Annotated in this window: 18 protein-coding genes and 1 pseudogene; all 19 read left to right on the top strand. The window is 46.5% G+C overall.

Translation table 11 applies throughout. The annotated features are described in order from the left end of the window. Positions 1-47: 47 nt before the first annotated feature. Positions 48-1901, top strand: coding sequence for a flagellar hook-length control protein FliK (locus R7Z10_RS17935; protein WP_318105474.1), 1854 nt, complete (start codon positions 48-50; stop codon positions 1899-1901). A gap of 85 nt (positions 1902-1986) precedes the next feature. After that, positions 1987-2490, top strand: a complete 504-nt coding sequence (gene fliL / locus R7Z10_RS17940) for a flagellar basal body-associated protein FliL (protein WP_054577608.1) — start codon at positions 1987-1989, stop codon at positions 2488-2490. 7 nt (positions 2491-2497) lie between these two features. Then, positions 2498-3544 (top strand): flagellar motor switch protein FliM, encoded by a 1047-nt coding sequence (gene fliM, locus R7Z10_RS17945; protein WP_005380478.1) that lies wholly within the window; start codon positions 2498-2500, stop codon positions 3542-3544. Between the two features lie 58 nt (positions 3545-3602). Then, a complete protein-coding gene (gene fliN / locus R7Z10_RS17950; RefSeq protein WP_005380479.1) occupies positions 3603-4013 on the top strand; it encodes a flagellar motor switch protein FliN in 411 nt (136 codons plus the stop codon). A gap of 1 nt (position 4014) precedes the next feature. Continuing rightward, positions 4015-4428 carry a flagellar biosynthetic protein FliO gene (gene fliO, locus R7Z10_RS17955; RefSeq protein ID WP_054577609.1) on the top strand — a complete coding sequence of 138 codons (414 nt, stop codon included), beginning with the start codon at positions 4015-4017 and terminating at the stop codon, positions 4426-4428. Beyond that, positions 4415-5284 (top strand): flagellar type III secretion system pore protein FliP, encoded by an 870-nt coding sequence (fliP, locus tag R7Z10_RS17960; protein ID WP_054577610.1) that lies wholly within the window; start codon positions 4415-4417, stop codon positions 5282-5284. The genes fliO and fliP overlap by 14 nt, the downstream gene beginning before the upstream one ends. 24 nt (positions 5285-5308) lie before the next feature. After that, the gene (gene fliQ, locus R7Z10_RS17965; RefSeq protein ID WP_005380488.1) at positions 5309-5578 is read left to right on the top strand and encodes a flagellar biosynthesis protein FliQ; all 270 of its coding nucleotides are present in this window, start codon (positions 5309-5311) and stop codon (positions 5576-5578) included. An 8-nt stretch (positions 5579-5586) separates the two neighbouring features. Further along, complete coding sequence (gene fliR, locus R7Z10_RS17970; protein ID WP_005384463.1) at positions 5587-6369, top strand: flagellar biosynthetic protein FliR; 783 nt, start codon at positions 5587-5589, stop codon at positions 6367-6369. 3 nt (positions 6370-6372) lie between these two features. Next, the gene (flhB, locus tag R7Z10_RS17975) at positions 6373-7503 is read left to right on the top strand and encodes a flagellar biosynthesis protein FlhB (protein WP_005380490.1); all 1131 of its coding nucleotides are present in this window, start codon (positions 6373-6375) and stop codon (positions 7501-7503) included. Between the two features lie 210 nt (positions 7504-7713). After that, positions 7714-9813 carry a flagellar biosynthesis protein FlhA gene (gene flhA / locus R7Z10_RS17980; RefSeq protein WP_025998722.1) on the top strand — a complete coding sequence of 700 codons (2100 nt, stop codon included), beginning with the start codon at positions 7714-7716 and terminating at the stop codon, positions 9811-9813. A gap of 28 nt (positions 9814-9841) precedes the next feature. Next, a complete protein-coding gene (gene flhF / locus R7Z10_RS17985; protein WP_033907111.1) occupies positions 9842-11359 on the top strand; it encodes a flagellar biosynthesis protein FlhF in 1518 nt (505 codons plus the stop codon). A 14-nt stretch (positions 11360-11373) separates the two neighbouring features. After that, positions 11374-12261 carry a MinD/ParA family protein gene (locus R7Z10_RS17990; RefSeq protein WP_005380498.1) on the top strand — a complete coding sequence of 296 codons (888 nt, stop codon included), beginning with the start codon at positions 11374-11376 and terminating at the stop codon, positions 12259-12261. After that, on the top strand, positions 12254-12988 hold the full coding sequence (locus R7Z10_RS17995) for an RNA polymerase sigma factor FliA (RefSeq protein ID WP_005380499.1): 735 nt from the start codon (positions 12254-12256) through the stop codon (positions 12986-12988). Before R7Z10_RS17990 ends, R7Z10_RS17995 begins: the two co-directional genes overlap by 8 nt. A gap of 45 nt (positions 12989-13033) precedes the next feature. After that, the gene (gene cheY, locus R7Z10_RS18000; RefSeq protein WP_017635949.1) at positions 13034-13402 is read left to right on the top strand and encodes a chemotaxis response regulator CheY; all 369 of its coding nucleotides are present in this window, start codon (positions 13034-13036) and stop codon (positions 13400-13402) included. Positions 13403-13520: 118 nt separating this feature from the next. Next, positions 13521-14261 carry a protein phosphatase CheZ gene (locus R7Z10_RS18005; RefSeq protein ID WP_005380502.1) on the top strand — a complete coding sequence of 247 codons (741 nt, stop codon included), beginning with the start codon at positions 13521-13523 and terminating at the stop codon, positions 14259-14261. Positions 14262-14270: 9 nt separating this feature from the next. Continuing rightward, positions 14271-16511, top strand: a complete 2241-nt coding sequence (locus tag R7Z10_RS18010; RefSeq protein WP_054577611.1) for a chemotaxis protein CheA — start codon at positions 14271-14273, stop codon at positions 16509-16511. 29 nt (positions 16512-16540) lie between these two features. Beyond that, positions 16541-17653: a chemotaxis response regulator protein-glutamate methylesterase gene (locus R7Z10_RS18015; RefSeq protein ID WP_005380504.1), complete on the top strand. Its 1113-nt coding sequence runs from the start codon at positions 16541-16543 to the stop codon at positions 17651-17653. A gap of 8 nt (positions 17654-17661) precedes the next feature. Further along, positions 17662-18441: a ParA family protein gene (locus R7Z10_RS18020; RefSeq protein ID WP_005380505.1), complete on the top strand. Its 780-nt coding sequence runs from the start codon at positions 17662-17664 to the stop codon at positions 18439-18441. Then, positions 18431-18565 (top strand): annotated as a pseudogene (locus tag R7Z10_RS18025) (chemotaxis protein CheW); the annotation flags it as partial. The gene R7Z10_RS18020 and the pseudogene R7Z10_RS18025, both read left to right, overlap by 11 nt.

The raw sequence follows: 18565 nt of genomic DNA on the forward strand, positions 1-18565 counted from the left end.
CTGTCTGTCAGCGATACGCTCAGAGCCACGAGAACGAGAGTTTCTAAATGAGTGTGAATTTGTCCCATGTATCTGCGACTACCAAGACGCCAGTTTCTGATGTGTCCGCTAAAGCGTCCGCAGAGAGCACTGAGAACAAGGGATTTTTAGAAACGTTAACCGATGCATTTGCTGGTAAACAAAAGCCCGAAAAAGTAGCAACAGAATCGACAGTGGTTGAAGAAAAAGAAAGAGCGGATGTAGGCAGTACTTCTTCTGCTAACGTCTCGGACGAATTGTTGGTGCAAGAAAGCCAAGAATCCGTCAGTGACGGGACCCATGATTTTGATGAAATATCAGCAAGCAAACCGAATGCAACCTTAAGTGAAGAAGTAAGTTTACAAAAGGCGAGTAACAGCACACCTTTGGAGAATGATGTTGAAGCTATTGAAAAAGTGAAATCAACATCAATCGATACGATCAACCCATCAAATACAATGGACGTAAAAAGCACGATGGGCGAAGGACAACAGCTTCTTGGTCGAATTGAACAAGCGAATCAAACCCTGAATGCGAGTAATGCATCCATCGATAGTGGCAAAGTTTTGCCTCAGAGAGCGAATTTAGTACGTTCGTTCCACGAGCAAGCAACCGTTTCGACACACCTTGATGAGTTGGCTTTGAATGAAACGCCATTAGTTCATTCGCTTGAACAAGCACAGATGATCCCAGGGCAAGACTTAGAGCCAATTTTAGATAAGAATGGTCAACCTATCGATGTCGACAAACTTTCGCCTGAGTTTGCTGCTTGGCAAGAGCTAGCGAAACAAGCCAGCCATCCGACGGCTAAGAGCGCGGTCAGTGGTGAAGTAGCTAATGAGCTGTCGCCGTTGTTAACAGACGTTGATGGTTCCAACATCGACGCGCTTCCACGAGTCTCCTTGGATGAACTTGACATTATAGATACCAAGTTGACGCAAGGAAAACCACTGACTCAGCAAGAAGCTCAGATCATTGAAGGCTTGAAACAAGGAAGGATCACGGCGGATATTCCTGAGCAAGACCTTGCCCAATTTGTTGCGCTCCCTAATGACATTAAACAGATTCTCGCAGAGCAACAAGTACAACATAATTTAACTCTCCAGGCTGGACCTATGGCAGTGTCTCAGCAAGTCCAGCATACAGCGGCTCAAGTACCCCAGCCACAAACTGCTCATAGTGGAGAAAAAGTCGCATTATCTTCAACGCCCGATATGTTGATAGCCGCGCAAGTGCCGACGTCGCTTCAAGGTGTGAAAGACGGAGAGATTAGCCAGAAAGTGATGAACGCAGCATTGGCGACTGGTGCGCTAAAGGCGACTGCGGATAAACAAGATAAGCCGGACCTCCAACACGGTTTCGCTGGACAGCTTCAGGCTATGGCAGGTCAGCAAGGAATTAATGTACAGCAACAAGCGCGTATTGATGCTGCACAGCAAGCTCAGCTTCCGTTGCAACTAACTAAAGAGCTAGCCAACGAGCAAGTTGCGGAAAAAGTGCAAATGATGATGTCGAAGAATCTGAAAAATCTTGATATTCGTCTTGATCCACCAGAGTTAGGTCGTATGCAAATTCGTATGACCATGAATAATGACGTTGCCAATGTACATTTTACAGTGAACAACCCGCAAGCTCGTGACATTATTGAACAGACGCTCCCTCGTTTGAGAGAAATGTTAGCGCAACAAGGTATGCAGCTGGCTGATTCTTCCGTCCAACAACAAAACAGTGGGCAACAGCAAGGTAGGTATACTGCTGAACAACATGCTCAAAGCGCGCAAAGTGGCGGTTTTTCTGGACAGTCCGAAGAGGGTTTTGAATCTGATGTCAATCTGGATTTGAATGTCGCTTCAAAGCGTGATGGAATTAGTTTTTACGCATAAAAGGCCGTTTAACGGCAATGGAATATGGTTACCAAGCAACTCACTAAAACGTCTTGGTAACTCAAAAGAACAATAAGAGACAAGAATGGCAGAAGAACAGTTACAAGGGGCCGATGCGCCGAAAGGAAAAAGCAAGTTACTTATCATCATCATCGCTGTTGTAGTATTACTACTTGGTGGCGGGGCAGCGACATTTTTTCTAATGGGCTCTGATGAACCTGCTCAGGCTGAATCGTCTCAACAGGCTCAAGTGAAGGCATCGGATGCTGCGCCCATCGCGTATGTGAATCTTCCTCAGGCATTTGTATTTAACGTTACTGGGGATAGCCGCGATAGGCTGGTTCAAATTAAAGCGCAGTTAATGGTTCGCGGTGCAGAAAATGAAGAGTTGGCGCGGTATCATTCGCCACTGATTGAAAGCTCTATGCTATCAACGTTTGCTTCCGCGACGGTTGATCAATTGCGCTCTCCTACAGGACGAGTGGAATTGCGCGATCGTGCTTCCGAAGATATCAAAGCAGCGCTGAATGCTGCGGTCGGTAAGCCAGTGATTGAAAAAGTACTGTTTACAGATTTTGTTATTCAATAGGTAAAACGTGACCGATCTATTAAGCCAAGACGAAATTGATGCGCTATTGCATGGGGTTGACGATGTTGATGACGTCGATGAACCGATAGAAAACGACACTGAGGGTGCCGTCAATTTTGATTTCTCGTCGCAAGACAGAATCGTACGTGGTCGAATGCCGACGCTCGAACTTATCAACGAGCGCTTCGCACGGCACATGCGTATTAGTCTGTTTAATATGCTGCGTAAAACGGCAGAGGTGTCGATCAATGGCGTGCAGATGATGAAGTTTGGTGAATACCAGAACACATTGTACGTGCCAACCAGTTTGAACATGGTGCGTTTTCGTCCGTTAAAAGGCACTGCGTTGATCACCATGGAGGCTCGTTTAGTCTTTATTCTGGTAGAAAACTTCTTTGGCGGTGATGGTCGATTCCACGCCAAAATCGAAGGCCGTGAATTTACCCCAACGGAACGCCGCATCATTCAGTTGTTACTGAAAATTGTATTTGAAGATTATAAAGAAGCGTGGTCGCCAGTGATGGGGGTAGAGTTCGAATATCTCGACTCTGAAGTAAACCCAAGCATGGCAAACATTGTCAGCCCGACAGAAGTGATTGTCGTGAGTTCATTCCATATAGAAGTTGACGGCGGTGGCGGCGATTTTCATGTCGTTATGCCTTACTCCATGGTTGAGCCTATCCGTGAACTATTGGATGCAGGTGTTCAGTCCGACAAGATGGAAACGGACGTTCGCTGGAGCTCAGCACTACGTGAAGAGATCATGGATTGTCCGGTTAACTTCCGCGTGAACTTGCTCGAAAAAGACATTTCTTTGCGTGATCTCATGGAGCTGCAACCGGGCGATATCATCCCGATTGAAATGCCAGAACATGCGACGATGTTTGTAGAAGACCTACCGACCTATCGCGTAAAAATGGGTCGATCGGAAGACAAATTAGCGGTGCAAATTTCTGAGGAAATTGAGCGCCCACATGTCGTCAAAACAGATTTAGCTTTCTTAGGTAAAGACATCATGTCCGAGCTTGAGAGTGAAGACGATATAGACCATTAAGATACCTTATTAAACAGACATGCTATGGCATGAGTTAGGCGTAACACAGGATAGAAAAATGGAACCAAGTGACGATCAAAAGCTAGCAGACGAATGGGCAGCCGCTCTTGGCGAAGATCCGTCTGCCCCTTCTGTAGACGTAGATGAAGTATTGGCTGCGCCACTGGAAGAGCTAAAAGACACTTCAAGCCCAATTAGCGAAGATGAGCGTCGTAAACTCGACACTATTATGGATATCCCGGTGACGATTTCGATGGAAGTCGGTCGTTCTCAAATTAGCATTCGGAACCTGTTGCAGCTTAACCAAGGTTCGGTTGTTGAGTTGGATCGTCTAGCCGGTGAGTCGCTCGACGTACTGGTTAACGGTACTTTGATTGCTCACGGCGAAGTCGTGGTCGTCAACGATAAGTTTGGTATCCGTTTGACGGATGTGATCAGCCAAACTGAACGAATTAAGAAGCTGCGTTAAGATGAGTCGTTCAATCAAAATGCGATTGAAGCAAATCACTGGAGCACTGAGCTTAATGCTAAGTGCTCCTTATGCATTTGCTGCCGCACCAAATAATCTGGATCTTGCGACGACACTTGGCTCGCTTGTGCTTGTAATCGGCGTGATTCTTTTGCTGGCTTGGTTGCTGAAACGTATGCAAGTGCCAGCGATGGGACAACAAAAGGGCTTGCGTATAGTGAGTCAGTTGCCAGTGGGTACAAAAGAAAGAATCGCAGTAGTTCAAGTGGGTGAAGAACAGTTTTTGGTTGGGATTACTAGCCAATCGATCCAAACTTTAGCCAAGTTAGATAAGCCACTGAAAGAGGAAGAGTTGGCGACCAATGCTTTTGCGACTCAATTTAGCCAGCTGATCAAAAAAAATGACAAAGGGTAATCCAATTCGTTTGCTCCTGAGTACGTTGTTACTTTTTGTCGGCGTGCTGTTTTCTTCATTTACCTTTGCTGAAGCAGAGGGGTCAGCGCTGCCAGATAACTTAGCCGATGGAAGTGGTGTTACAGTTCAGGCTATGCAAAGTGATACTGGTGCTAGCCGTGCTATGTCCGTTTCTAGTGGCGGTGGTATTCCAGCATTCACCATGACCACGAACCCTGATGGCAGTGAAGACTACTCGGTTACACTACAAATTTTAGCGTTAATGACCATGCTTGGCTTCTTGCCTGCCATGGTGATTCTGATGACCTCGTTCACTCGAATTGTAGTGGTGATGTCGATATTGCGTCAGGCAATGGGTTTGCAACAAACGCCTTCTAATCAGGTCATTATTGGTATTGCGCTGTTTTTGACCTTTTTTGTTATGTCTCCTGTCCTGAACGAAATCAACGACAAAGCTGTTCAGCCTTATTTGAACGAGCAAGTTACGGCGCGAGAAGCGTTTGATGCTGCACAAGCGCCAATGAAAGCATTTATGCTTAAACAGACCCGAATCAAAGATTTGGAGACGTTTGTAACCATGTCAGGAGAGCAAGTCGAGAATCCAGAAGATGTGTCGATGGCGGTGTTGATTCCGGCTTTTATCACCTCAGAGCTAAAAACTGCATTCCAAATTGGCTTTATGCTCTTCTTGCCGTTTTTGATTATTGACCTTGTAGTCGCTTCGGTATTGATGGCAATGGGTATGATGATGTTGTCACCTATGATTGTTTCGTTGCCGTTCAAGTTGATGTTGTTCGTATTGGTCGATGGTTGGAACTTGATACTCTCGACACTCGCGGGCAGCTTTGCCCTTTAGATAAGCGCAGATAGAGGATAAGACATGACACCAGAAATGTTTGTCGAGCTTTTCCGTGAAGCACTTTGGATGGTGCTTATCATGGTCTGCGCTATTATCATCCCAAGCTTGCTTATCGGCCTTGTAGTCGCGATTTTTCAAGCTGCGACATCCATCAACGAACAAACATTGAGCTTCTTACCGCGTTTGATTGTCACGCTTTTGGCCCTGATGCTGTTTGGGCATTGGATGACGCAAATGTTGATGGAATATTTCTATGGCTTGATTGAACGCTTACCTCAGGTGCTTTATTAGAGGCGCCTATGGAGTACCCCACTAGCGTTGTCTTAGATTGGATCGCAAACTACTTCTGGCCCTATGTTCGTATCTCATCCATGTTGATGGTGATGACAGTAACCGGGGCCCGATTTGTTTCGCCAAGAATCCGCCTTTACCTCGGTTTAGCCATCACTTTCGCTGTCATGCCAGCCATCCCCGCTGTACCTCAAGACATTGAGCTACTCTCGTTTCGTGGCTTCATGACCATTGCCGAGCAAATGATCATCGGCATAGCGATGGGTATGGTTACTCAATTTATGATTCAAACCTTTGTCCTACTTGGTCAAATATTGGGTATGCAATCAAGTTTGGGCTTTGCTTCTATGGTTGATCCCGCAAATGGTCAGAACACGCCATTGCTTGGCCAGTTATTCATGTTCTTAACGACAATGTTTTTCCTTGCCACCGATGGACACTTAAAAATGCTGCAATTGGTGGTGTTCAGTTTTAAAACTTTGCCGATTGGCTCCGGCTCGCTCAACGCGGTTGATTTCCGTGAAATGGCAGGCTGGCTTGGTATTATGTTCCAAACGGCACTGAGTATGTCTCTATCCGGCATTATTGCACTACTGACCATTAACTTGTCGTTTGGTGTAATGACCCGTGCCGCACCACAGCTGAATATCTTCTCGCTTGGTTTTGCTTTTGCTTTGATGGTGGGTCTATTACTTTGTTGGTACATACTGGCTGGTCTATACAGTCATTATGAAATGTTCTGGACAGTGGGTGAGGCGCAGATTTGTCGGCTTATTCGCTTGGAGTGCTAAGATTTGGCAGAATCAGACGGTCAGGAACGCACCGAAGAAGCCACGCCCCGACGGTTACAACAAGCCAGAGAAAAGGGGCAGGTCGCTCGATCTAAAGAGCTTGCATCAGCATCTGTGCTGATCGTTGGCGCCATTTCATTGATGTGGTTTGGCGAGGCGTTAGCACGTTCATTGTTTTCCATCATGAGCCGTTTATTTGATCTTCAACGAGAAGAGATTTTCGATACTGCAAAACTGTTTGATATCGCTTTGGGCGCGATGAGTGATTTGTTGTTCCCACTATTTTTGGTGTTAGCGACATTGTTTACCGCCGCCATGATTGGAGCAGCAGGTGTGGGAGGAATCAGTTTTTCTGCCCAAGCGGCCATGCCCAAGCTGTCGAAAATGAATCCGCTTAGCGGCTTAAAGCGAATGGTTGGAATGCAAAGCTGGGTAGAGTTGATCAAATCAATCCTTAAAGTGGTTCTGGTCACTGGTGTCGCCATCTATTTGATCCAAGCATCACAGGCCGATCTGATTCAATTGAGCATGGATGTGTATCCGCAAAACATCTTCCATGCTTTAGATATTTTGCTGAACTTTATTTTGCTGATCAGTTGCTCGCTATTGATTGTGGTTGCCATCGATATTCCATTTCAAATTTGGCAGCACGCCGATCAGTTAAAAATGACCAAGCAAGAAGTCAAAGACGAATACAAAGAGACTGAAGGTAAGCCGGAAGTGAAAGGCCGTATTCGTATGTTGCAAAGGGAAGCGGCTCAACGTCGAATGATGGCGGACGTTCCTCAAGCTGATGTTATTGTTACTAACCCAGAGCACTTCTCGGTAGCGCTTCGTTATAAACAGAAGACAGACCGTGCGCCAGTCGTGATCGCTAAAGGTACTGACCACATGGCGATGAAGATTCGAGAAGTCGCCCGCGAACATGACATTACGATTGTGCCCGCACCACCTTTGGCTCGTGCGTTGTACCACACTACAGAGCTCGAGCAAGAGATCCCCGATGGGTTATTTACTGCCGTCGCTCAGGTTTTGGCATTTGTATTCCAATTGAAGCAATACCGAAAACGAGGTGGACAGCGCCCGAAAATTCAAGATTATGATTTGCCAATCCCGCCCGAGCACCGTCATTGATACGAAAAGCGGTAAAGCCTTAAAAAAGCTCGTTTGATCAAAAGCTAAGCTCTATTTGAGTGTTTAGTCATTATTTTGGCGCTAATTATGGTACATAGATTGCTTAAAACGCTTTAATTATCAACCCTACCTAAACTTTTAGGCTAAAGCGGTCGCGTATTAATAGTAAGAGCTTACGTGACGCTTCAATCGATTGAGATCTCTCGCAGTATGAAGTTAAGCCTGCCGTTTGCAGATAAATTGCCACGAATCCCTCAACGTGAAATGCCAGCTATTGGTGCTCCGGTGATGGTTTTGGCCACCCTAGCGATGGTGGTACTGCCGATTCCAGCATTTTTGCTGGATATGTTCTTCACCTTTAACATCGCGCTGTCGATGGTGGTGTTGTTAGTGACCGTTTACACACGTCGCCCTTTGGACTTCGCTGCTTTTCCAACGGTATTGCTGATCGCCACGTTGCTCCGCTTGGCTTTGAACGTTGCCTCGACTCGTGTCGTCTTACTGCATGGTCATGAAGGCGGTAATGCGGCAGGTAACGTAATTGAGGCGTTCGGTAACGTCGTTATTGGTGGTAACTACGCGGTCGGCCTAGTGGTTTTCCTCATCTTAATGATCATCAACTTTATGGTGGTGACCAAAGGTGCGGGTCGTATCTCTGAGGTAAGTGCTCGCTTTACGCTTGATGCGTTGCCGGGTAAGCAAATGGCGATTGATGCCGACTTGAATGCCGGATTGATAGACCAAGAGCAGGCAAGAGTTCGTCGTTTTGAAGTGACCAAAGAAGCGGATTTCTATGGCTCGATGGATGGTGCCTCGAAGTTCGTAAAAGGTGACGCGATTGCCGGTATTTTGATTCTGTTTATCAACATCGTCGGCGGTCTGTCGATCGGTATGGCGCAGTATGGATTGGGTTTCGGTGAAGCGATTGAAATCTATACCTTACTGACAATCGGTGATGGTTTGGTCGCACAAATCCCATCGCTATTGCTGTCGATTGCAGCGGCAATGATGGTGACGCGCCAAAACACCGATGAAGACATGGGGGAACAACTGGTCTTCCAGATGTTCGACAACCCAAAAGCGCTGATGATTACTGCGGCTATTCTTGGTGTGATGGGCATCGTACCGGGCATGCCACACTTTGCGTTTTTGAGCCTGGCAGTCGCGGCCGGTGCAGCGGCATATTTCATCGACAAACGGCAGAAGCAGAAAGCGAAAGAGCCCGCTTTACCAGCAACAGCAGACGAAGGTACAGAACCTTCCTCACAGCGCGAACTGTCTTGGGATGACGTCCAGCCAGTCGATATTATTGGCTTGGAAGTCGGTTATCGCTTAATCCCTTTGGTGGACAGAGACCAAGGTGGGGAACTGCTAGAGCGCGTAAAAGGCGTGCGTAAAAAGTTATCGCAAGATTTTGGGTTCCTAATTCCAGCGGTTCATATTCGTGACAATCTTGAGCTGACCCCAAACAGTTACCGAATTACATTGATGGGGGTTGCGGTGGGCGAAGCAGAGATTCGTCCGGATCAAGAGCTAGCGATTAACCCAGGTCAGGTGTATGGCATGATTGATGGTGAGCCAACCATTGACCCTGCTTTTGGACTGGAAGCCGTATGGATCCGAGAAGATCAGCGTGAGCACGCGCAGGCTCTGGGTTATACGGTTGTTGATTCATCAACGGTATTAGCGACGCACCTAAGCCAGCTATTGACCAACAACGCATCACAGCTAATTGGTCATGAAGAAGTAGAGAATTTATTAGAAATGTTGGGGCGCAGCGCGCCTAAGTTAGTCGAGAACTTTGTTCCTGACCAATTACCATTAGGTGTGGTGGTGAAAGTCCTACAAAACTTGTTAAACGAGGCCATTCCAATCCGCGATATTCGCACGATTGTTCAAACTTTGGCTGAGTACTCAAGTAAGAGTCAAGAAGCTGACATATTGACGGCAGCAGTTCGAATTAGTCTTAAACGTCTAATTGTTCAAGAAATCAATGGTATAGAGCCTGAGTTACCAGTGATTACTTTGATACCTGAACTGGAACAAATATTGCATCAAACTATGCAAGCATCAGGAGGCGAATCCGCGGGGATTGAACCGGGACTCGCTGAGCGATTGCAGTCTTCACTAAGCCAAGCGACACAGGAACAAGAACTGAAAGGCGAACCTGCCGTTCTGCTTACTTCTGGTGTATTACGCTCGACGTTGGCGAAATTTGTGAAGAACACAATACCTAATCTCCGGGTACTGTCTTACCAAGAAATCCCGGATGAAAAACAGATCAGAATTGTGCAAGCCGTGGGTAACTGATCTCACGCATCATTAATGGATTCATAGTTTGAAAATAAAGCGATTTTTTGCCAAAGACATGAGAACGGCGCTGCTCCAAGTGAAAGAGGAGTTAGGCGCGGAAGCGGTGATCATGTCAAACAAGAAAGTGGCTGGTGGAGTAGCGATTGTTGCGGCGATAGATAGTGAATCTAATCCGTCTCAAGCAAGCGCAGCGTCACAGCAAAATCGCGGTGCTTCTCAATCGAATCGCTATAACGAACATCGTCAAATGTCATCGTCTTCTGCTGATCGTTACCAAGATCGTCATTTAGATGAAGATAAAATTAGCCTGAACAGTAATAACAGTAACAATGAAAAAACAGGCTCAATGACGCAGCGATTCGCTAATATGCTTAAGCAATATAGCGGTGGTGCAGCAGATGCTGACGATCACGTAGCGGAAAATGAAGATTCGCTCTCTGCTTTGCTGCAACGCCAAAATAAGCATCGCGACGGCTACAACCAAGAAAAGCCAGCGCCATATCAACCAGATTCACCCTTGGCGAAGCTAATCGCACAGGACAATCGATTTGAACGTCCGACACCCAAGCTGGACCCGACGCGCTATGATCGACGTCGCCCAAGCGATGAGCGTGACGAATCGGCAGATGAGCTAGAAAGCATGCGCGAAGAGATGACGTCAATTCGTCGTCTGTTGGAGCACCAAGTTTCTGGCCTGATGTGGCAAGAAGTAGAACGCCGTGAGCCGCTAAGAGCAATGCTGATTAAGCGCTTAGAGCGAATGGGCGTTTCTCCGGAGTTAGCAGACCAGATGGCCTGTTATATCCCGGAAGATACAAAGCCAGCGCGAGCGTGGAAAGCGTTATTGTCGCTGGTGGCGGACCAAATCAATATTCCTAAACAGGACATTTTAAAACGTGGTGGCGTAGTCGCATTGTTGGGTCCGACGGGGGTTGGGAAAACAACGACCGTAGCGAAACTGGCAGCACGCGCAGCCATGGAATACGGTGCCGACAATGTGGCCCTTGTGACAACAGATACATATCGCATAGGTGCACATGAGCAGCTCTCAATTTATGGAAGAATCATGGGTTGTCCCGTAAGAGTTGCTAAAGATTCTAACGAGTTAGCCGATGTTATATATCAGCTAAGAAACAGAAGACTGATTTTGGTCGATACGGCAGGGATGGGGCAACGAGATGTGAGGCTTTCCGAGCAGCTCGACACTCTAATGCAAGAGAGCGGAGAAGTGATTCACAGCTACCTTGTTTTGCCGGCTACCGCACAACGTCGTGTTCTACAAGAAACGCTGGATCACTTCCGACGTATACCACTTTCGGGTTGTATTATGACGAAGCTTGATGAGTCATTAAGCCTAGGCGAATTCATCAGTGTAGTGATTCAAAACGCAATGCCAGTAGCTTACATCGCTAATGGTCAGCGCGTACCAGAAGACATTGTGATAGCGCAACCAAAATATATGCTTGCGAAAGCAAATGAACTGTTAGAGAAGTCGACAGAGAACGAACCTCACTTTTGGAACAGTGACAGTGAAGGACTCTAAGGCGGCGGACTACTATGACTGAGAATATGATACACGATCAAGCAAGCGGCCTCCGTCGCTTAACACAACCATCGTTGACCAAAGTGATTGCTGTTACTGGCGGCAAAGGTGGTGTGGGGAAATCAAACGTAACACTGGGTCTGGCGATTTGTATGGCTCGCCAAGGCAAGAAGGTGATGGTTCTCGACGCTGATTTAGGTCTGGCCAATGTGGACGTGATGCTCGGAATTCGTGCAAAACGTAATCTAGGACATGTCTTAGCGGGTGAATGTGAGCTAAAAGATGCGATTGTCGAAGGGCCTTATGGTATAAAGATAATTCCTGCAACTTCTGGCACACAGAGCATGACAGAGCTTTCTCACGCTCAGCATGCTGGACTCATTCGAGCATTTGGTAGTCTTGAAGACGAAATGGATGTCCTGCTGATTGATACCGCTGCTGGTATCTCTGACATGGTAATCAGTTTTTCGCGAGCAGCTCAAGATGTGGTTGTAGTTGTGTGTGATGAACCGACGTCAATCACAGATGCCTATGCATTAATCAAGCTGTTGAGTAAAGAACACCAAGTTCAACGCTTTAAAGTTGTAGCAAATATGGTCAGAAGCTACCGTGAAGGGCGAGAATTGTTTGCAAAGTTGACACTAGTCACAGAGCGATTCTTGAATGTTAGCCTTGAACTCGTAGCATGTATTCCATTAGATGATAAAGTACGACAGGCTGTAAAAAGACAAAAAATTGTCGTTGATGCGTTCCCACGCTCGCCTGCCGCTTTAGCTATCAGCTCACTAGCAAACAAAGCGTTGACGTGGCCACTACCGAAAACACCAAGTGGACACTTGGAATTTTTTGTGGAAAGGTTGCTAAATCGTACCGAATTCGCAGAGGACCCTTTTGGTGAATAAAGCGATAACCTATGACCAACATGGCAAATTTAATAGCCAGCAGGCGTTCATTGAACGTTATTCAGTGTTGGTTAAGCGCATTGCTCACCACCTACTAGGCCGTTTACCGCCGAGTGTTCAGGTAGAGGATTTAATTCAGGCCGGCATGATCGGTCTTATCGAAGCTCAGCAGAATTATGATGGTTCTAAAGGTGCGAGCTTTGAAACTTATGCAGGTATCCGTATTCGTGGCGCAATGTTAGATGACATGCGTAAAGGCGATTGGGTACCGCGTTCTGTTCATAAAAATAATCGAGAGATTAACCAAGCGATTGCGGAGCTGGAAGGCGAATTAAATCGAGATCCTACTGATTCTGAAGTAGCCACGCATCTCGGGATGACACTGGATCAATATCATAGTGCTCTTACCGATATCAACTGCTCAAAATTAGTCGGTATTGAAGATTTAGGCGTTTCTGATGATGTGATTTCACCGGCGGATGAAACCGATGACAGCAACCCATTCAAAGGGGTAGTTGATGAATCATTTCGAAAAGCACTGGTTGAATCAATAAAACAGCTTCCAGAGCGTGAAGCTTTGGTTCTTTCGCTTTATTATGATGAAGAACTCAATTTGAAAGAAATTGGCGATGTGTTAGGCGTAAGCGAATCTCGCGTAAGTCAAATACTGAGTCAAGCGATGCAACGTTTACGTACCAAGCTCAGTGCGTGGACACAAAATGACTAAAAACACTGATTTTACGATTCAGTGGAGGCAATTTTGAATAAAAACATGAAGATCCTTATTGTTGATGATTTCTCAACAATGCGCCGTATTGTTAAAAACCTGCTTCGTGACTTGGGTTTCAATAACACTCAAGAAGCGGACGATGGTTTAACCGCATTACCAATGCTGAAAAAAGGTGACTTCGATTTTGTTGTAACTGACTGGAACATGCCAGGTATGCAAGGCATCGATTTGCTTAAACACATCCGCGCGGATGCAGAACTTAAGCATCTGCCAGTTCTAATGATCACGGCTGAAGCGAAGCGTGAGCAGATCATTGAAGCTGCTCAAGCAGGTGTAAACGGCTACATTGTTAAGCCATTTACTGCTGCAACATTAAAAGAAAAATTAGATAAAATTTTCGAGCGTTTATAACTCTCTCTTTCTCTTTGTTATTCGAGTCATTCATACCAATTATTAAATACCTATTAAATGACTCGTTTAGCGTTTTCAAAGTGATAAGAAGAACTAAACGTAAAAGGGTCTATTCAGAATGATCTCACTAGAGCAGGCGAAGTCACTCGTTCAAATGCTAGAAAACGGGGAACAAGACCAAGCCAATATGCTTGTTGCCTCGATCTACGAAGGTGCCGATAACCCAATGCTGCAAGAAATTGGAGCGTTAACTCGAGACCTTCACGAATCACTCAAGCAGTTCAGTCTCGATCAGCGCATGACCGAAATTGCGAAAGACGAAATCCCTAACGCTAGGGATCGTCTCAATTATGTGATCGAGAAGACAGAGCTTGCAGCCAACAAAACAATGGATGCGGTCGACTGCTGCCTTCCTATCGCTGATAACCTGCATGATTGCCTTCTAAAAGTTCGTCCTCAATGGAATGAACTCATGCACGGGCGCATAGAATTAAGCGAATTTAAAGCACTGTGCCACCGAATTGACGGGCTATTAGTGCAAGTCGAAGGTGACAGCACTGAATTGCGCGGCCAATTGACCGAAATTCTCATGGCGCAAGACTTCCAAGACCTAACTGGCCAAATCATTCGCCGCGTAATTACGTTGGTTAATGAAGTTGAAGGCCGCTTAGTGGAAATCCTAACCGTATTCTCTGGAAATAAACTTGAAGAACACATTCAAGTTTTGTCAGAACCGGCAGATAAAAAGAATACACAAACAAGCGAAGCCGAAGGCCCGATTCTTCATCCAGAACTGAGAGAAGATGCGGTTTCATCGCAGGACGAAGTCGATGACTTGTTGTCCAGTCTTGGATTTTAAAGGTAACGTATGAGCTACGATTTAGACGAAGATATTCTTCAGGACTTTCTCATTGAGGCTGGGGAAATTCTCGAGCTGCTTTCTGAGCAGTTGGTTGAATTGGAAAATAACCCAGAAGACAAAGACTTACTTAATGCTATTTTCCGCGGGTTTCATACCGTAAAAGGCGGTGCCGGCTTCCTTTCATTGGCAGAGCTAGTCGATACTTGTCATGGTGCGGAGAACGTGTTCGACGTTTTACGAAACGGTCAACGCACGGTAACGCAAAACTTAATGGATACGATGCTAAAAGCCTTGGATACGGTTAATACCCAGTTCCAGGCTGTTCAAGATCGTGAGCCGTTAGAAGCTGCGGACCCTGAGCTTCTTGAAGAACTTCATCGTCTATGCAAACCTGAGTCAGAAGATGAAGTAGCGGCAACCGTAGTTGAAGAACCAGTGGCTACTCCAGAGCCTATTATTCCCGAGCCTATCATCGAAGAACCTGCTGCGCCGTCAGCACCATCAAGTGTCGGCTCTGTTGATGAAATTACCCAAGACGAATTCGAAAAGCTACTTGATGAGCTTCATGGTAAAGGTTCAGCGCCAGGCACCTCAATGTCTGCGACACCTACAACGCCATCTGAACCGCCTCAATCGAGTGCACCATCAGTTGAAAGTGGTGATATCACTGATGATGAGTTTGAACGTTTACTCGATGAACTGCACGGTGTAGGAAAAAGCCCTTCTACGGCAGAGGCTGCTGCATCTGCATCCGTACCAGTAGAGCCACCTAAAGCGGCAGAGCCTTCCGCTCCAGTGTCATCTTCATCAAATCAAGACAGTGACTTAATGACGGACGAAGAGTTCGAAAAGTTACTCGATGAGCTACATGGTTCAGGTAAAGGCCCAACGCTAGAAGAATTGGATATGGCAACGAAGCCTGCTTCAGCAAACGTAGAGCAAAGCCCTGCGAAACCTGAGCCTGTTGCTAAGCCAGCACCCGTTCAAACAGCGCCAGCACCAAAGCCAGAATCTAAACCAGTCGCCGTAAAAGAAGAAGCCAAAGCACCAGCGGTTAAAAAACCTCAGGCTGAAGCAACCGTTCGTGTTGATACCTCGACGCTTGATACCATCATGAACATGGTGGGTGAGCTCGTATTGGTTCGAAACCGCCTATTAAGCCTTGGTTTGAATAGCGACAACGAAGAGATGTCCAAAGCGGTCGCTAACCTTGATGTGGTAACTGCGGATCTACAAGGCGCGGTAATGAAAACGCGTATGCAGCCAATTAAGAAAGTGTTTGGCCGTTTCCCGCGCGTTGTCCGTGACTTGGCTCGTAACCTAAATAAAGACATCGTGCTAGAAATGCGCGGTGAAGAAACCGATCTCGATAAGAACCTTGTAGAAGCATTGGCCGATCCGTTGATTCACTTGGTACGTAACTCGGTTGATCACGGTATTGAAATGCCAGACGCACGCGCGAAGGCCGGCAAATCACGCACAGGTAAAGTGATTTTGTCAGCATCGCAAGAAGGGGACCATATTGAACTATCCATCGTAGATGATGGTGGCGGTATGGACCCGAACAAACTGCGTGGCATCGCGGTGAAGCGTGGCATGATGGATGAAGATGCGGCGGCACGTTTAACAGATAAAGAGTGCTTCAACCTTATCTTCGCACCTGGCTTCTCAAGTAAAGATAAAATTTCTGACATTTCTGGTCGTGGTGTGGGTATGGACGTGGTTAAGACGGCGATCAATACCTTAAACGGTTCAATCGATATCGATTCTGAGCTAGGCAAGGGCACTAAGATTACGATCAAAGTACCACTAACGTTAGCGATTTTACCGACTCTGATGGTCGGTGTTGGCGGTCATCCGTTTGCTCTACCACTGGCTTCGGTGAGTGAAATTTTCCACTTAGATCTTAGCCGTACAAACGTGGTAGATGGTCAGTTGACGATCATTGTGCGTGAGAAATCTATCCCACTATTTTACTTACAAAACTGGTTGGCATCCAAATCGCAAAGCGTCCAAGAGCGTACTGGTCACGGTCACGTGGTGATTGTACAGATTGGTAACCAGCGCGTTGGTTTTGTTGTGGATACGCTTATTGGTCAAGAAGAAGTGGTTATTAAGCCACTCGATAATCTATTACAGGGCACTCCAGGTATGGCTGGTGCGACAATTACTAGCGATGGCCATATTGCATTAATTCTAGATGTGCCTGATTTACTTAAGCGATATGCTGCGGCTTCACGCCTTTAAGCAAAGCTGACGTTATTAAAAGGAATAAGATGGCGATTAAAGTACTAGTCGTTGATGATTCGAGTTTTTTCCGACGTCGCGTGAGCGAAATCATCAACTCAGAATCGCGCCTAGAAGTGATTGACGTTGCGGTAAATGGTAGAGAGGCGGTTGAGAAAGCCAAATCTCTCAAACCTGACGTCATCACGATGGATATTGAAATGCCAGTGATGGATGGCATTACAGCTGTACGTGAAATAATGGCCGCTGCTCCAACGCCAATTCTAATGTTTTCGTCCCTGACCCACGACGGGGCGAAAGCTACGCTTGATGCGCTAGATGCGGGCGCATTGGACTTCTTACCGAAAAAGTTTGAGGACATTGCGCGTAACCGTGAAGAAGCGGTGTCATTACTTCAACAGCGTGTGATTCAGATTGCCTCGAAGCGCGCTTTCATGCGTCGACCTATCGCTCGCCCAACAGCGAGTACCAGCACGACTACTCGATCATTAGGTTCAAGAACGGCTTCACCTGTGACTCCAACACCAACTCGACCTGCTGCGACAAAGTACCGTGCTTCTGGTAAGAAGTATCAACTGACGGCAATTGGCACATCAACAGGTGGCCCCGTTGCTCTACAAAAAATTCTGACGCGCTTGCCGATGAACTATCCGCATCCGATTGTATTGATTCAACACATGCCAGCAACGTTTACTGCTGCGTTTGCCAGTCGTTTGAACACCTTGTGTAAGATTCAAGTGAAAGAAGCACAAGATGGCGATGTGTTACAGCCCGGTGTGGCATACCTTGCACCAGGTGGGAAACAAATGATGGTAGATGGACGAGCGGGCGCTGCTCGTCTTCGCATTATTGATGGCGGCGACCGCATGAACTACAAACCATGTGTGGATGTGACTTTTGGTTCTGCCGCAAAAGTATATGGCGACAAAGTGCTCTCTTTAGTGTTGACAGGCATGGGTGCAGACGGTCGTGAGGGCGCTCGCATGTTGAAGTCTTCAGGCTCAACAATTTGGGCACAAGATGAAGAAAGTTGTGTTGTTTATGGCATGCCCCAAGCGGTTGCTAAAGCAGGCATTTCTTCAGAAGATTTACCGCTTGACCGCATTGCTGAACGCATGTTGGTGGAAGTTGGCCTAGCTTAGGATTCATCATGATTGTTTGGAGTGTAGCTAACCAGAAAGGAGGCGTGGGTAAAACCACCTCAACAGTGACATTGGCGGGCTTATTGAGCCAGAAAGGCCATCGAGTATTGATGGTTGATACTGATCCTCACGCCTCACTGACTACTTATCTCGGTTATGATCCTGATGCAGTAACTTCGAGCCTATTTGATTTATTCCAGTTGAAGACGTTTTCTCGTGAGACGGTTAAGCCGTTGATTTTAGAAACAGAGCTGGAAGGAATGGATATCATTCCCGCGCATATGTCCCTTGCCACGCTTGATCGCGTAATGGGTAATCGCAGTGGTATGGGATTAATCTTAAAACGGGCGCTGCAAACTGTCTCACAAGACTATGACTATGTGTTGATTGACTGTCCGCCAATCCTTGGCGTGATGATGGTGAACGCGTTGGCAGCCAGTGACCGAATTTTGATTCCTGTTCAAACAGAGTTTTTGGCGATGAAAGGTCTGGAGCGCATGATGCGTACGCTAACCATTATGCAAAAATCTCGCCCGGGCGGTTTCAAAGTGACTATCGTCCCAACCATGTACGATAAGCGCACGAAAGCGTCATTGCAGACATTGATGCAACTGAAAAAAGATTACCCAAATCAAGTGTGGACCTCAGCGGTGCCTATTGATACCAAGTTCCGCGATGCCAGTTTAAAGCACTTGCCAGCTTCGCATTTTGCATCTGGTAGCCGTGGTGTGTTTGCCTATAAACAGCTACTGATTTACCTGGAGAGGTTGGCGTTCGATGAGCAGTAATGATGTGCTGTCCAGTGAACAAGCACTTGATGACTACTTTAATGCATTACTGGATGATGAAACTGAAATAACGACTCTTGAGGAAGACCTTGACCTGTTGGCTCAAGAGGTATCATCTGCAGAG

The sequence above is a fragment of the Vibrio sp. Vb1018 genome (assembly GCF_033338775.1).
Lineage (GTDB): Bacteria > Pseudomonadota > Gammaproteobacteria > Enterobacterales > Vibrionaceae > Vibrio > Vibrio alginolyticus.